This window comes from Parabacteroides sp. APC149_11_2_Y6, assembly GCF_054506995.1.
In genome coordinates this window covers 815,219-831,366 of record NZ_CP173709.1, presented here as the reverse complement: position 1 = coordinate 831,366, position 16,148 = coordinate 815,219, and the positions used below count along the sequence as shown (strand labels likewise).

Below are 16,148 nucleotides of genomic sequence, written 5' to 3'. Positions count from 1 at the left end.
AACAAATATGAACCAAACCTTAACTATGTTTTTCTTCTTTACTCTGTTCCCTCTATGGACAACTGCCCAACAACAGGATTTCAGGGTAATGAGTTACAACGTAGAAAACCTGTTCGATACCGCAGACAATCCTCAAAAAGAAGATAATGATTTTCTTTCTTCCGGTAACCGGCATTGGACAAACAAACGGTATTATCACAAACTACAGCAAATCGCCAAAGTGATTGTTGCGGCCGGAGAATGGGACACCCCTGCTTTAGTCGGATTATGCGAAGTTGAAAATGATACCGTATTAACCCACCTGTTGCATCGTACCCCCTTAAGACTACAGAATTACCACTATTGCATGACACATGGAAATGATATCCGTGGCATCAATGTGGCTTTACTTTATCAACAAGACAAATTCGGCTATCTCGGAAATACAGAATATCCGGTACGCTTTAGCCGTAAAAAGCATAAACATACCCGGAACATCCTGCACGTGTGGGGCAAAGTTATTTCCGGAGACACATTAGACGTTTTTGTCTGCCATTTTCCTTCTCGCTATGGAGGAGAAAAAGAAAGCGAAACAGACAGATTCGATGCAGCCCTGACCTTACGTACAATCTGCGACTCTCTCCATCAAATACGGAAACATTCCCAAATCCTGATTATGGGTGATTTTAACGATACCCCAGAAAATGAAAGTATCCGTAAAAAATTAATCGGAGAAGAATCCCTGCCCGATTCTTCTTCTCTCACTCTCCATAATATGTATTCCGGATACCGACCCGTATCCCCTCCGGGAAGTCACAAATATCAAGGCGAATGGAGCAAGATAGACCAGGTTATCATTTCTTCCTCACTAACCGACAGTACTGCCGCCATGCATACAAAACCTAACAGTTTCCGTATTTATGCCCATCCTTTCCTATTGATAAAAGATAAAACCTGGCGGGGAGAACGCCCTTTCCGTACCTATTACGGATTCAAGTACGAAGGTGGATACAGTGACCATTTACCATTACTCCTGGATTTTACGATTCGTGTTAAATAATTTCCGGTATTTATTTTTTCCGTACATTTGTTTTCATAAAAATGAGATCAATGAATATTAAACATATTTTTCTGGCAGCACTGTTGCTCTGTACCGGTTCTTATCAATCGCAAGCTCAGCAACTTCGCAATCCGTTCGACTTCCCTATCCTGTTAAGCGGTAATTTCGGAGAATTAAGAAGCAACCATTTCCATTCCGGCATCGACTTCAAAACACAGGGAGTCGAAGGAAAACCCGTCCATGCCGTACAAGAAGGTTATGTCTCACGTATATCCGTAAGCCCTTGGGGATATGGCAACGGACTTTACATAACCCATCCGGACGGAACGACTACCGTATACGGTCATCTACAAAGATTCTCAAAAAAAATTGCGGATTATGTAAAAGAGCAACAATATGCACAAGAGAGTTTCAACGTAAACCTTATCCTGCCGCCGGATACCCTGCCTGTCGAAAAAGGGGAAGTTGTAGCCCTCAGCGGTAATACCGGAAGTTCCGGAGGTCCCCATTTACATTTTGAAGTACGAGACACGGAAAGCGAAGAGGTTATGGACCCGCTAAATTATTTCATGGACCGTATCACTGATACCCGTCCTCCTAAAATACAGGGGATTCTGATTGTTCCCATGGAAGGGTCCGGCGTTGTAAACGGGAAAGCAAAGAAACTGGAGTTAAAACCGGTAACAGCCAAAGATGGCAAACACGTTCTCACCGGAAAAATAGAAGCGTGGGGAGATATAGGGCTTGCCGTAAAGACTTATGACCATATGGATAATACAGCCAATATCTACGGTGTAAAAGACATTACATTGACGGCAGACAGCCTGGTTATTTTTCACAGTAACCTAAACCAATATGCTTTTGATGAAACACGCTACCTAAACAGCTTCACTGATTATGAAGAATGGAAAGACCACCGCTCTTTTTATATCAGAAGCTTTGTCGAACCAGGCAATCGCCTGCGTTTTATAGAAAGTGTAAACAGAGGCATTCTCCATATCAATAAAGAACGTACTTACCATTTGGTTTATACACTTGCCGATGCTTTCGGCAATACGACGAAACTATCTGTATGGATTGATGGAAAAGAGCAGGATATTCCTCATCCGGAAACTACAGGAACCGAACTATTCCATTGGGGAAGCGAAAACCGTTTCGGAGCCAAAGGCATCCGTCTTACCATCCCTCAAGGGAATTTGTACAATGACCTTTATTTCCGTTATGCCGTAAAAGAAAACGAACAAGCATTGGCGGCAACCCACATTTTACATAACAGTCCCGTGGCAATCCACAAATCGGCGCAATTATCCATCCGCCTGCAACAGGACTCACTGGAAAACAAACAATTATATGGCATTGTACGCGTACAGAACGGACGGTACTCATGGATTGGCGGCAAATACCGCAACGGATGGATAGATGCTGATATCAAGGAACTGGGAAGTTATACGATAGCCCAAGATACCGTACCACCAGTCGTCACTCCAATCAATCCCGCAACATGGGTTAATAAAAAAGCCTTTGTTTTCCGTTTAAGCGATAATTTAAGCGGAGTCCAGACGTATCGTGGAGAAGTTGATGGCAAATTTATTCTTTTTGAAATGAACAATAAATCGGTCATCACATATAGATTCGACAGCGAACGGTTAAAAAAGGGGGAACATATACTTACACTCGAGGTCAAAGACGCTGCGGGAAACCGTTCCCATTACACTTATCCTTTTGTCTGGTAGGACAACTATTTTGAAAATATGAAGCTTATAAATTTGCATTAAACAATTTATTCGCATATTTTTGTTTTCGTTAATAAGTTTGTAAAACAACTAAATATAAAGCATATTCATGGAAAACAACGAACTGTTAGAAATGGTAAGAAGTAAAGCCCAAACATGGCTTACTAAAAGTTATGACGCTGAAACCCGCGCTCAGGTACAAGCTTTGTTGGACAATGAAGACCCTACAGAGTTAATCGAATCTTTTTATAAAGATCTGGAGTTCGGAACCGGCGGGTTGAGAGGCATCATGGGAGTTGGAACCAACCGCATGAATATTTATACGGTAGGTGCTGCCACACAAGGCTTATCTAATTATCTGAAACAAGAATTCGCTGAATTAGACCAAATTAAAGTGGTTATCGGTCATGACTGCCGTAACAACAGCCGTAAGTTTGCTGAAATATCAGCCGATATTTTTTCTGCCAACGGCATTAAGGTTTACTTATTCGAAGACCTTCGTCCAACTCCGGAAATGTCTTATACAATCCGTAAATTGGGATGCCAAAGCGGTATTATCCTGACAGCTTCCCATAACCCGAAAGAATATAACGGTTATAAAGCTTATTGGGACGATGGTGCTCAGATGATTGCTCCGCACGACCGTAATACGATTGCCGAAGTAAACAAAATCCGTAATGCAAGCGATATCAAGTTCAAAGGCAATAAGGAACTGATCGAAATCATCGGTAAAGAAATTGACGAACAATATATAAAGGAATTGACAACGATTTCTTTGTCTCCGGAATCCATTGCCCGTCACCATGACATGAAAATCGTTTATACCCCTATTCATGGTACAGGTGTTACTGTAATTCCTCCTACCTTGAAAGCTTTCGGCTTTACGAACATCATCCACGTTCCCGAACAGGATGTCGTAAGCGGAGATTTCCCTACAGTTATTTCTCCGAACCCCGAAGAACCGGCAGCTCTATTTATGGCAGTGGAAAAAGCAAAAGAAACTGATGCCGAACTGGTATTGGCTTCCGACCCTGACGCAGACCGTGTAGGTGCAGCAGTTAAGAACAATGAAGGCGAATGGGTACTGCTGAATGGTAATCAAACAGCATTGATGTTCGTTTATTATCTGATTACCCGCTGGAAAGAACTCGGAAAAGTAAAAGGAAAGGAATATATTGTAAAAACTATCGTAACAACAGAGCTAATCCGTACTATCGCAGAACAGAACGGAGTAGAGTTATACGATGTATATACCGGTTTCAAATGGATTGCCGATGTAATGAAAAAGAACGAAGGCAAGAAAAGCTATATCGGTGGTGGTGAAGAAAGCTATGGCTTCCTCTGCGAAGACTTCGTTCGCGATAAAGATGCCGTTTCAGCTTGTGCCATCCTTGCAGAAATAGCAGCATGGGCAAAAGACCAGGGCATGACAATGTACCAGTTGTTGCAGAAAATCTATGTACAATACGGTTTCTCTAAAGAAAAAGGTATCTCTGTCGTTAAGAAAGGTAAGAGCGGTGCAGAAGAAATTGAAGCGATGATGAAAAAGTTCCGCGAAAATCCATTGCAGGAAATCGCCGGTTCAAAAGTGGCTTACTTCTACGATTATGCTTCATTGAAAGGCTTTGACTATGCCGAAAAAGAGACATTGACATTGGATATGCCTACAACTTCCAACGTGCTCCAATACTTCACGGAAGACAATACGAAAGTTTCTATCCGTCCTTCCGGCACAGAACCTAAGATTAAGTTCTATTGTGAAGTTCACTCCAAAGTAAATAGCCTCGAAGAACTTCCTGCTGCCGAAAAAGCTGCTACCGAAAAGATTGAAGCCATTAAAGCATCATTGGGTATCTGATACTGAACTAAAATTCATATATAAAAGGGATTGTCTGGCTAATCAGGCAAGCCCTTTTTTTGTTTTACATAATGTCAGCCTTTTATTTCTTCTCATAACACATTGAATAAATAAAGCCTTTTTCACTAACTCAAAAGGGGTCTGTAAGAGAATTTCCAGGGAGAACCGGACTCTTTTTTGTGTTAAAAAGGAGGATTTTATACACTATCCGGAACCTATTTCCATGTATTCGAAGTATAATTCCAATGGTTTCCGCAACTAATTCCAATTATCTGCGCACTAAAAAACAACTATCTGCGCAGATAAAACATGTATATTTTGATTTCAAAGCATATATGTTTTGAAATTGAAACATATATGCTTTGTTTTTTGATGTTATTGGGCAGACAGGTAACACTGGAATGGATAGAAAACCAACCCTTATACAGATATCAAATAGATTGTCATCTCCAGATAAACACAACAATATGTTTGGGGACGGATTTCACGGAAAACACGGATTCATAAAGATACAACATGTATTAATCTGTGTTTTCCGTAAAATCCGTCCCCATAAATCAATATCAGTATTATATCAATCAGTAAGACACACAGCATTATCAGCAGCAAACAGGCAAAACCAAACCTCACGAGAACAGCCTATTTCGAAGCTTTCTCGTATCCCAGCTCATACATCGCAAGGAGAACAAGGCTATTTTGTCAAAATGTCAAAACGACAAAATGCAGACCTACCAAAAGCCTGGAAAGTTGGAAAAGCGAATTAATTTCCTTTACCTAAATCTTTACTTCCAAAACAAAGAGGAAGCAAAGCTTCCGCACTTTCTACTGCTATCACTTCTTCTGTTCCGCAAAGCAAAACTTTCATCGACCTACCCGACTTCTGTTCCATTTCCAGTAAAACCTGACGGCAGGCCCCACAAGGAGAAACACTTTTCACCTGTTTTCCTTCTGCTACAGCCGCTATTGCGAGAATAGCTACCGGAACATCCGGATATTGGTGACCGGCATGAAACAACGCAACCCGCTCCGCACACAAACCGGAAGGATAAGCGGCATTTTCCTGGTTACTACCGGTTACAACAATCCCATTTTCCAATAATATTGCAGCTCCTACACGAAAGTGGGAATAAGGAGCGTAAGAATGTTCAGTAGCTTCCAAAGCGGCAGTAAGCAACATTTGTTCCGTTTCCTGCAACTCTCCCGGAGCATAAATTCTTATGCGGGTGTCTATTCGGATCTCTTTCATAGAAATGTATTTAAAGTAACAAATATAATATATGTATTCTAAAATAATTATCTTTGTGAGATTTATTATTTACAGTCAAAAAACAGCTATGCGGTTCACATTACGAATACTCTTTCTAACCGCCGTTCTTGCATTTGCATTAAATACCGAAGCAGAAGGGCAACGAAAAATACCTTCCTACGAGAAGTACATCAAACAATATAGCGACATTGCTATCCGGCATCAAAAAAAATACCGTATTCCGGCAAGTATTACACTGGCACAGGGCATATTTGAGTCCGGAGCCGGTCAAAGTGTACTGGCACGCAAATCAAATAACCACTTCGGTATAAAATGCCATTCGGATTGGGGCGGTAAACGTGTATACCACGATGACGATTACAAAGGGGAATGTTTCCGCAAATATCCCAAAGTAGAAGATTCTTATGAGGACCATGCACTTTTCTTAGTAAACCGTCCCCGTTATGCTCCACTGTTCAAATTAAATATCAAAGATTATAAAGGCTGGGCAAAAGGATTGCAAAAATGCGGTTATGCAACAGACCGCGCTTATGCCAATAAACTAATCAAGGTTATCGAAGACTATGAATTATACCGCTACGATAGCGCGAAAGGCATAAAAAGTACACGAACAAAACAAAAGCAGCCTGTTCCTGTTTCTAAATATACGGTCTACCGGACATTCGGATTATTATATGTATATGCGAAAGACAATGATAATTTGGAAAATATAGCCAGGAGCCTGGACTTTAAAGTTAAAGAGCTGAAAAAGTTCAATGAAATACCGGAGGATTTTCCTTTGCAGGAAGGAGATATCATCTATCTGGAAAAGAAGAAAAAGAAAGCGGACAAACCGGCTTACGACCATGTTGTACAGGTCGGAGAGTCCATGCATAGCATCTCACAGAAATATGGAATACAAATTAAGAGTTTGTATAAGATGAACAAAAAGGACGGGGATTATGTACCGGAAGAAGGAGATGTACTAAAACTTAGATAAATAAGACAAAAAATAGTATCTTTGCCGACAAATTTGCAAAAACAATGAGCGACCAACGTTACAATTTACGCGGTGTATCCGCTTCAAAAGAAGATGTTCACAACGCTATCAAGAACATCGACAAGGGAATATTTCCCAAAGCATTTTGTAAGATTATCCCTGACATTCTGGGTGGTGACCCTGAATACTGCAATATTATGCACGCCGACGGAGCCGGGACCAAATCGTCACTGGCTTATATGTATTGGAAAGAGACCGGCGATCTTTCTGTTTGGAAAGGTATTGCACAAGATGCCCTTATCATGAATATCGACGATTTACTGTGTGTAGGGGCAGTAGACAATATATTAGTTTCCTCAACTATCGGGCGGAACAAATTATTAATTCCGGGAGAGGTTATTTCTGCTATTATCAACGGGACTGACGAACTGCTGGCTGAGCTTCGGGAAATGGGAGTCGGTTGTTATGCTACCGGCGGTGAAACAGCCGATGTCGGCGACTTGGTCCGCACCATTATTGTAGACAGTACGGTTACCTGCCGTATGAAACGTTCTGACGTTATCGACAATAAAAACATAAAAGGCGGTGATGTAATTGTTGGTATGGCCTCTTTCGGGCAGGCCACTTATGAAAAAGAATATAATGGCGGAACAGGCAGCAATGGCCTGACCTCAGCCCGTCATGATGTTTTTGCAAAATATCTGGCAGACAAATATCCTGAAAGTTATGACGCTGCGGTTCCGAACGAACTTGTTTATTCCGGGAATCTGAAATTAACGGATAAAATAAAAGAATTAGGTATAGATGCCGGAAAACTGGTACTCTCTCCTACCCGTACTTATGCACCTGTTATCAAAGTATTGCTGGATAAATTGCGCCAGCATATCGATGGAATGGTACACTGTTCAGGGGGTGCACAGACTAAAGTTTTACACTTCGTTGAAAACAAACGTATCGTAAAAAATAATCTGTTCCCAATTCCTCCTCTTTTCCGTATTATCCAGGAACAAAGCGGTACGGACTGGAGTGAAATGTATAAGGTTTTCAATATGGGACACCGGATGGAAATCTACATTGCACCGGAATATGCAGAAGAAGTGATTAAAATATCAAAGAGTTTTGGTATCGATGCACAAATTGTAGGCTTCGTAGAGGAAGCAGAAAAGAACGAACTGATTATCGAAAGCGAAAACGGTCGCTTTACATACTGATATCTATACATGGCAGAAAACAGTTTACTTGAGAAATTAGATGGCTTGGTAGCCCGTTTCGAAGAAATCGGTACACTGATTACCGACCCGGCGGTTATAGCCGATATGAAACGGTACGTCAAGTTGAATAAAGAATATCGCGAACTGGAAATGCTGGTATCCACTCGTGAAGAATACATAAGGACGTTGGATGGAATCAAAGAAGCCCGCGAACTTTTGGATTCGGAGCAAGATCAGGAAATGAGGGATATGGCACGTGAAGAACTGGAAAGTTGCACGGCACGTATCCCGGAACTGGAAGAAAAAATCAAGCTGCTGCTGGTTCCAGCCGATCCGGAAGATGATAAAAATGCCATCGTTGAAATACGCGGGGGAACGGGTGGTGATGAAGCAGCCCTTTTTGCCGGTGATTTATATCGCATGTATGTCAAGTATTGCGAAATGAAAGGCTGGAAAGTTTCTTTGTCCAGTTGTAGCGAAGGTGCTGCGGGAGGATACAAGGAAATCATTTTCACCGTCAGCGGAGAAAAAGTTTACGGTACATTAAAATATGAATCTGGCGTACATCGTGTGCAGCGTGTACCGGCAACAGAAACACAAGGACGTGTCCACACTTCTGCAGCAACCGTAGCTGTGCTTCCCGAAGCCGATGAATTTGACGTTGAAATAAACGAAGGAGAAATCAAATGGGATACCTTCCGTTCCGGTGGCGCCGGTGGCCAGAATGTAAATAAGGTTGAATCGGGTGTCCGCCTGCGTTATGTCTGGAGAAATCCAAATACAGGCGAAAGTGAGGAAATCTTGATTGAATGTACAGAAACACGCGACCAGCCCAAAAATAAAGAACGGGCATTAACCCGCTTGCGTTCGTTCATTTATGATAAAGAACATCAGAAATATATGGATGATATCGCCCGGAAACGTAAAACGATGGTTTCTACAGGCGACAGGTCTGCTAAAATCCGGACCTATAATTATCCGCAAGGACGTATCACCGATCACCGTATAAATTATACGATATATAATCTTTCTGCTTTTATGGATGGTGAAATTCAAGATTGCCTGGACCATTTAATTGTGGCGGAAAATGCAGAACGGTTAAAAGAGTCCGAATTATAAATATACTTTAGACTAAAAGACAACACAATATGAACAAGCAACAATTATTTGAAAATATCAAGAAGAAACAATCCTTCCTTTGCGTAGGGCTTGACACCGATATAAAGAAAATCCCGCAGCATTTACTTGCAGAAGAAGATCCCATCTTCGCATTTAACAAAGCAATTATTGATGCTACCGCTGATTTTTGCGTAGCTTACAAACCGAATTTGGCTTTTTATGAGAGCATGGGTGTAAAAGGCATGCTGGCTTTTGAAAAGACTGTTGCTTATTTGCGGGAAAACTATCCGGACCAGTTTATCATTGCCGATGCCAAACGCGGCGATATCGGAAATACTTCGGAAATGTATGCACGTTCTTTCTTCGACCACATTAAGGTGGATGCAGTTACTGTAGCTCCTTACATGGGAGAAGATAGCGTAAAGCCATTTCTTATTTATCCGGAAGCATGGGTTATATTGCTGGCCCTGACATCAAACAAAGGTTCGCATGATTTTCAACTGACTGAAGATGCAAATGGCGAACGGCTGTTTGAAAAAGTATTGAAAAAATCTCAAGAATGGGCGAATGACGAACAAATGATGTATGTAGTCGGTGCTACACAGGGAAAAATGTTTCTCGACATCCGCAAATATGTTCCTAACCACTTCCTTTTGGTTCCCGGAGTCGGGGCACAAGGCGGAAGCCTGGCAGAAGTAGCTCAATATGGAATGAACGACCAATGCGGTTTGCTGGTAAATTCGTCCAGAGCGATTATTTATGTAGATAAATCAGAAAAATTTGCAGATTTTGCACGTGAAGCCGCACAAACCGTACAGCGCGAAATGGCAGGTTATCTGCATGATAAAGGAATTATTCCTTGTAAAGGATAAGGGTAATTCCAATATTTTTTACCATTTTTGCAAACTGTCCTGGGAAAAACAGCACCGGGCAATTGCAAATAAATACAATTAACTGAATAGTAATGGAGTTTTCAGCCCAACAAATAGCGAGTGTTTTAGGGGGAACCGTCGAAGGCAACCCTGAAGTAAAAGTAAATAATTTTTCGAAAATAGAGGAAGGAAAACCTGGAACATTAACATTCCTCGCTAATCCGAAATACGAACACTATATTTATAATACTGAGGCTAGTATTGTTTTAGTGAACAATGATTTTACACCGAGTGAGCCTGTAAAAGCCACGTTAGTGAAAGTTGACAATGCCTACAGTGCACTGGCTATCCTGCTTAACATGGTAGAAAAAGCAAAAGAAAAAAAAGCCGGTATTAACTCGACTGCTTTCATCGCAGCATCCGCATCTATGGGTGAAGAATGTTATATCGGCAATTTTGCTTATATCGGCGAAAATTCAAAACTGGGAAATAAATGCCGCATTTATCCGAATGCTTATATCGGAGACAACGTAACAATCGGAGATAACTGTATTATCTATCCGCATGTAACCATTTATGACGGATGTATAATCGGTAATAATTGTATCCTTCATGCTGGTTGCGTTATCGGTTCGGATGGTTTTGGCTTTGCTCCCGAAGGTGAGAAATACAATAAAATACCACAACTCGGCAATGTTATATTGGAAGATGATATTGAAATCGGAGCTAATACGACTATAGACCGTGCGGTTATGGATTCGACAATTATCCGACGTGGCGTAAAACTCGATAATCTGGTACAAATCGCTCACAATGTAGAAGTTGGAGAAAATACAGTAATGGCTGCACAGGTAGGTATTGCCGGTTCTGTAAAGATCGGCAGCCATTGTATGTTTGGCGGACAGGTCGGACTTTCCGGACATATCCATGTAGCAGACCATGTGGTATTCGGTGCACAATGCGGTGTAATCAGTGACGTAAAGGAAGCTACTACTTTATTGGGTGCGCCCGCCATTAATGCAAAAGCATTTATGCGTTCCAGTGCTATTTTCGGCCGTTTACCTGAAATGTACCGGACTATGGGACAAATGCAACGCGAGATAGAAGAATTAAAAAAGGAACTTAATAAATAATAAGGAAACGTATGCAGAAACAGAAGACGCTTGCTACGAGCTTTTCAGTACAGGGGAAAGGGTTACATACCGGACTAAATATACAAATAACATTTAACCCGGCACCGGAAAACCATGGCTATAAAATCAAACGGGTGGATTTGGAAGGAGAACCGGTTATCGATGCGGTAGCCGAAAATGTAGCAGGAACCCAAAGAGGGACCGTTCTTTCCAAAAACGGTATTCAGGTTAGTACAATTGAACATGCAATGGCTGCTCTATATGCTTACGAAATAGACAACTGCCTGATTGAAGTAAATGCTCCTGAATTTCCAATCCTTGACGGCAGTTCCCGTTTCTATTCCGAAGAAATACAAAAGGCTGGCATTGTTGAACAGAATGCCCCGAAAGATTATTATATCGTAAAGCACAAAATAGAAGTAAAAGATGAAGAGACCGGTTCTTCACTTATTATCCTTCCGGACGATAAGTTTAGTGTAAATGCTCTGATTTCTTTCAATTCACCGGTCCTTTCCAATCAATTTGCGACATTAAACGATCTGAGCGAATTTCCGACGGAATTAGCAGCATCCCGTACATTCGTCTTCGTACGTGAAGTTGAAATGTTATTGCAAAATAACCTGATTAAAGGAGGTGACCTTGACAATGCAATCGTTATTTACGATGAAATGATTCCTCAGGAAAATCTGGATAAATTAGCAGACGAATTAGGAATCCCACATAAGGATGTCAAAGGTTTAGGCTATATAAACAACAAACCGTTGGTGTTTGATAACGAACCGGCACGTCATAAACTGATTGACATTATCGGTGATATGGCTTTAATCGGTAAACCGATACGCGGACGTATCATTGCAACACGCCCGGGACACAAAATCAACAACCAATTGGCTCGCATGATCCGCAAGGATATTAAAATGAACGAAGTACAGGCTCCGGTTTACGATCCGAATGTGGCTCCTATTATGGATATCAATCGTATCCGGGAACTACTGCCTCACCGTTATCCGTTCCTTTTAGTCGATAAAATCATTGAAATAGGTGGCAATTATATTGTCGGCGTTAAAAACATAACGTCAAACGAACCATTTTTCCAGGGGCATTTCCCGCAGGAACCTGTTATGCCCGGCGTATTGCAGGTAGAAGCGATGGCACAAACAGGAGGTTTGCTCGTTCTTAACTCCGTAGACGAACCGGAACGTTATTCCACTTATTTTATGAAGATAGACGGAGTAAAGTTCCGTCAGAAAATTGTTCCGGGAGATACATTAATATTACGTCTGGAATTAGTAGCACCGATACGTCGAGGCATTTCCACAATGAAAGGATATGTATTTGTCGGAGACAAATTAGCAAGTGAAGCTGAATTCATGGCTCAGATTATCAAAAATAAATAATAAATAAGGTAATGGATATATCACCCTTAGCAGTCGTACATCCGGAAGCGCAGATTGGACAGAATGTCCGGATCGACCCGTTTGCCGTAATAGAAAAAGATGTAACAATCGGCGATAATTGCCACATACATTCGCATGCAGTCATTATGAATGGGGCACGAATCGGTAAAAACTGCCAGATATTCCCTGGAGTTGTAGTTGCAGGTATTCCACAGGATTTAAAATTTGCAGGAGAAATGACTACTGCAGAAATCGGAGATAATACTACATTGAGAGAATGTGTAACCATAAACCGTGGCACAGCTTCCAAAGGCAAAACAGTTGTAGGAAGTAACTGTCTCATTATGGCTTATTCACATATTGCACACGATTGTTTATTGAAAAACAATATCATCATTGGTAATGCAACCCAAGTTGCCGGGGAAGTGGAAATAGATGACTTTGCTATTGTTAGCGGAGGTAGTCTTGTACACCAGTTCTCACGTATCTCAAAACATGTAATGGTACAGGGCGGCTCACGCATCGGAAAAGATATTCCTCCTTATACATTAATCGGACGCGATCCGATTGTATATTGCGGTATCAACATAGTAGGCTTGCGCCGTCGAGGGTTTACCAATCAGCAAGTATTTTTAATCCAGGATATTTACCGCACATTATATACCCGTGGATTAAATAATACGGAAGCAATGAAAGCAATTGAAACCGAATATGAAGCCAGTGAAGAAAGAGACCTGATTCTCAACTTTATAAAATCTTCACAACGAGGCATCGTCAGAGGTTCTATTGATGAATTATAATTCATTTTATTATCCATATAAGAGGGCGAAGCTAAACTTCGCCCTTTTTTTGTGCCATAATATAATGGGAACAAATATTTTTACTACTTTTGAACCAACAAAAACTAAGAACAATTATGGTATTTAGATTTCTAATTCTATCAGATGAAGCAGACAACTTCAAACGCGAGATTAAGATTGACTCGGAAGCAACTTTTCTGGACTTATATAATGCCATCATGGACTCTGTTGGGTACACGAAAGATCAAATGTGTTCATTCTTTATCTGTGATGACGATTGGAGCAAAAACACAGAAATTACTCTTGTAGAAATGGATACCACATCTGAAGTGGATAACTATATAATGGAAGATACCCGTTTGGAAGAATTACTTGAGGACGAACGTCAAAAACTGCTTTTTGTCTTCGACTATTTAACTGAACGCGCATTTTTCATGGAACTGCGCGAAATCCTTCCTGGACAAGATTTGGACGCGCCCGTATGTAGCAAGTCGGTGGGCGAACCTCCTTTACAAGCCTTACAGTTTGACGAAATGGAAGCAAAAAGCGGAACTACTGAAATCGGAGAAGATTTCTATGGAGATTCGGAATATGACATCGATGAACTGGATAAAGAAGGCTTCGACGGGTTAAGTGAAGGTCCGATGGATAACCCTTACGATGATGAACGCTTTTGATTAAATGAATTTCCTTATCATATTGCTAGGACCGACAGGAGTCGGCAAGACAGAACTGAGTTTGCGGATTGCAGAACATTTCGGTTCTCCTATTATATCTTCCGACTCCCGTCAGCTTTATAAGGACCTTCCTATAGGTACTGCAGCCCCTACTGCAGAACAAATGGCACGTGTACAACATTATCAGGTTGGTACACTTTCGCTCACAGATTATTATAGTGCAAGTAATTTTGAAGAAGATGTTATAACACTTCTTGGAAAACTACATCAGACACATCCGGCCGTAATTATGACAGGAGGATCCATGATGTATATCGATGCAGTAACGAAAGGTATAGATGATATTCCTACCGTAACACCCGAGATACGTTCCACCATTTACAAACAGTATGAAACGGAAGGGCTTGCTCCTATTCTGGAGGAATTAAAAAAAGCAGATCCGATTCATTATGAAGAAGTAGATCGCAGTAACTACAAAAGGGTTATCCATGCTGTCGAAATCTGCCGAATGACAGGCAAGCCTTATTCTTCTTTCCGGACAAATACAAAAAAAGAACGCCCGTTCCGTATTATACAGGTGGGACTGAATCGGGAACGGGAAGAATTATACGAACGTATCAATCGCCGTGTAGACCAAATGATGGCAGATGGCTTTCTGGAAGAAGCCCGTCGCGTTTTTCCTTATCGTAATCTTAACTCTTTGAATACTGTTGGATATAAAGAACTCTTCAACTATCTGGATGGTACGTGGACATTAGACTTTGCAATTGAAAAAATCAAACGTAATTCCCGCGTTTATGCCCGCAAGCAAATGACATGGTTTAAAAGAGATACGGAAATCAAATGGTTTCATCCGGATGAAGAAAAAGCCATCCTTGCATATCTGGATGCAGAAACGGCTATTCTATAATATTCCGTATGGTATAATCAGTTACAGGTCCTATTTCTTAAATACCAAATAGACAGCTGCGACAAGTAACACACAAGCCAACGCATGGTTCCATTTAAAGCTTTCCCCTTTAAAAGCGATCGTACTGAAACAGATAAAAACGACCAATGTAATCACTTCTTGTATAACTTTCAACTGAATCAGGTTGAATGGTCCTCCATTTTCCCTGAAACCGATGCGATTTGCCGGAACCTGTGCGCAATATTCAAAAAAAGCAATACACCATGAAAAAAGAATCACACCGATAAGCGGCAAATGTTCAAACCAACTGAACTGTTGTTTCAATTTCAAATGACCGTACCAGGCACATGTCATGAATATATTCGATACGATCAATAGCAAAATAGTATAAACTCCTTGCATAACTTTATTTTATCTTATGAGGTAAATAATCTGTTTGTATATTGGACATACTACTCCAAAGGCTGTAACGAGCTTCCGGGTTGATAGCCTCCAAGCGAGTCAATATCTCTTTCATATCCGAACGGCTGGAGCCACTTTCATAGGGACAATTCTTAATTTGCTTACGATATCCTTTCCATTCCGCTATACGGAGCAACTCTTTTTCTTCCACCAAACATAAAGGACGAATAATCTCCATATCAAACTTGTCCATTTTCAAACGCGGAGGCATTGTTCCGATAGCCCCCTGGTGAATCATATTCATCAATAATGTTTCCAATAAATCATCCTGATGATGGCCAAGGGCAATCTTATTACAATTATATTTTTTGGCTACGTCAAACAATGCTTTACGACGCGTCCAGGAACAAAGAAAACAAGGTGACTTACGTGTATCTGTGGAAGCATCGAAACTGGTTTCATGCACACAAAAAGGCAGTCCGTGTTCATCAGCACATCCTTTCAAATATTCCATATCCGAACGATATGGGATATTCGACATGACAATGTGAGTGACCACGACTTCAAAGCGTGGATGAAAAACTTTAGAACGCCTGCCTAATAAGTCAACCAATGCCAACGAGTCCTTCCCCCCGGAAAGACCAACCAGCACACGGTCTCCGTCCCGTATCAGTCCATATTCAAAAATAGCCCTTTTCACTTTCTCTTCCACCTTACGGAACAGAAATTCTTCTGCTGTCAGCTTTACCAT

Annotated in this window: 15 protein-coding genes; 12 read left to right on the top strand and 3 right to left on the bottom strand. The window is 41.1% G+C overall.

The window, feature by feature from the left end; all coding sequences use genetic code 11:
• Positions 1-7: 7 nt before the first annotated feature.
• The 3 genes from ACGE0T_RS03405 to ACGE0T_RS03395 all read left to right on the top strand — a co-directional run bounded on the left by ACGE0T_RS03405 (position 8) and on the right by ACGE0T_RS03395 (position 4,630).
• On the top strand, positions 8-1,039 hold the full coding sequence (locus tag ACGE0T_RS03405) for an endonuclease/exonuclease/phosphatase family protein (protein ID WP_459189135.1): 1,032 nt from the start codon (positions 8-10) through the stop codon (positions 1,037-1,039).
• Positions 1,040-1,089: 50 nt separating this feature from the next.
• Positions 1,090-2,772 (top strand): M23 family metallopeptidase, encoded by a 1,683-nt coding sequence (locus ACGE0T_RS03400; RefSeq protein ID WP_459189134.1) that lies wholly within the window; start codon positions 1,090-1,092, stop codon positions 2,770-2,772.
• Positions 2,773-2,881: 109 nt separating this feature from the next.
• Entirely contained in the window at positions 2,882-4,630 is a 1,749-nt protein-coding gene (locus ACGE0T_RS03395) for a phospho-sugar mutase (RefSeq protein WP_459189133.1), read from the top strand.
• Positions 4,631-5,390: 760 nt separating this feature from the next.
• Here the strand turns inward: ACGE0T_RS03395 and cdd are convergent.
• A complete protein-coding gene (cdd, locus tag ACGE0T_RS03390) occupies positions 5,391-5,876 on the bottom strand; it encodes a cytidine deaminase (RefSeq protein ID WP_459189132.1) in 486 nt (161 codons plus the stop codon).
• A gap of 88 nt (positions 5,877-5,964) precedes the next feature.
• Between cdd and ACGE0T_RS03385 the strand changes: the two genes are divergently transcribed.
• From ACGE0T_RS03385 to miaA, 9 genes are all read left to right on the top strand, one after another.
• Complete coding sequence (locus ACGE0T_RS03385; protein ID WP_459189131.1) at positions 5,965-6,876, top strand: glucosaminidase domain-containing protein; 912 nt, start codon at positions 5,965-5,967, stop codon at positions 6,874-6,876.
• Positions 6,877-6,920: 44 nt separating this feature from the next.
• Positions 6,921-8,087: an AIR synthase related protein gene (locus ACGE0T_RS03380; RefSeq protein WP_459189130.1), complete on the top strand. Its 1,167-nt coding sequence runs from the start codon at positions 6,921-6,923 to the stop codon at positions 8,085-8,087.
• Positions 8,088-8,096: 9 nt separating this feature from the next.
• Positions 8,097-9,206, top strand: coding sequence for a peptide chain release factor 1 (gene prfA, locus ACGE0T_RS03375; protein WP_459189129.1), 1,110 nt, complete (start codon positions 8,097-8,099; stop codon positions 9,204-9,206).
• Positions 9,207-9,235: 29 nt separating this feature from the next.
• Positions 9,236-10,078, top strand: a complete 843-nt coding sequence (gene pyrF / locus ACGE0T_RS03370) for an orotidine-5'-phosphate decarboxylase (RefSeq protein ID WP_459189128.1) — start codon at positions 9,236-9,238, stop codon at positions 10,076-10,078.
• 92 nt (positions 10,079-10,170) lie between these two features.
• A complete protein-coding gene (gene lpxD, locus ACGE0T_RS03365) occupies positions 10,171-11,211 on the top strand; it encodes a UDP-3-O-(3-hydroxymyristoyl)glucosamine N-acyltransferase (RefSeq protein ID WP_459189127.1) in 1,041 nt (346 codons plus the stop codon).
• An 11-nt stretch (positions 11,212-11,222) separates the two neighbouring features.
• The gene (locus tag ACGE0T_RS03360) at positions 11,223-12,608 is read left to right on the top strand and encodes a bifunctional UDP-3-O-[3-hydroxymyristoyl] N-acetylglucosamine deacetylase/3-hydroxyacyl-ACP dehydratase (protein ID WP_459189126.1); all 1,386 of its coding nucleotides are present in this window, start codon (positions 11,223-11,225) and stop codon (positions 12,606-12,608) included.
• Positions 12,609-12,619: 11 nt separating this feature from the next.
• Complete coding sequence (lpxA, locus tag ACGE0T_RS03355; protein WP_459189125.1) at positions 12,620-13,408, top strand: acyl-ACP--UDP-N-acetylglucosamine O-acyltransferase; 789 nt, start codon at positions 12,620-12,622, stop codon at positions 13,406-13,408.
• Between the two features lie 116 nt (positions 13,409-13,524).
• Positions 13,525-14,085, top strand: a complete 561-nt coding sequence (locus ACGE0T_RS03350; protein WP_459189124.1) for an IS1096 element passenger TnpR family protein — start codon at positions 13,525-13,527, stop codon at positions 14,083-14,085.
• Positions 14,086-14,089: 4 nt separating this feature from the next.
• Positions 14,090-14,995, top strand: coding sequence for a tRNA (adenosine(37)-N6)-dimethylallyltransferase MiaA (miaA, locus tag ACGE0T_RS03345; protein WP_459189123.1), 906 nt, complete (start codon positions 14,090-14,092; stop codon positions 14,993-14,995).
• Positions 14,996-15,025: 30 nt separating this feature from the next.
• On the opposite strand, the gene ACGE0T_RS03340 is transcribed toward miaA, so the two are convergent.
• On the bottom strand, positions 15,026-15,397 hold the full coding sequence (locus ACGE0T_RS03340; RefSeq protein ID WP_459189122.1) for a DMT family protein: 372 nt from the start codon (positions 15,395-15,397) through the stop codon (positions 15,026-15,028).
• 4 nt (positions 15,398-15,401) lie between these two features.
• Positions 15,402-16,148: an ATP-binding protein gene (locus ACGE0T_RS03335; protein WP_459189121.1), complete on the bottom strand. Its 747-nt coding sequence runs from the start codon at positions 16,146-16,148 to the stop codon at positions 15,402-15,404.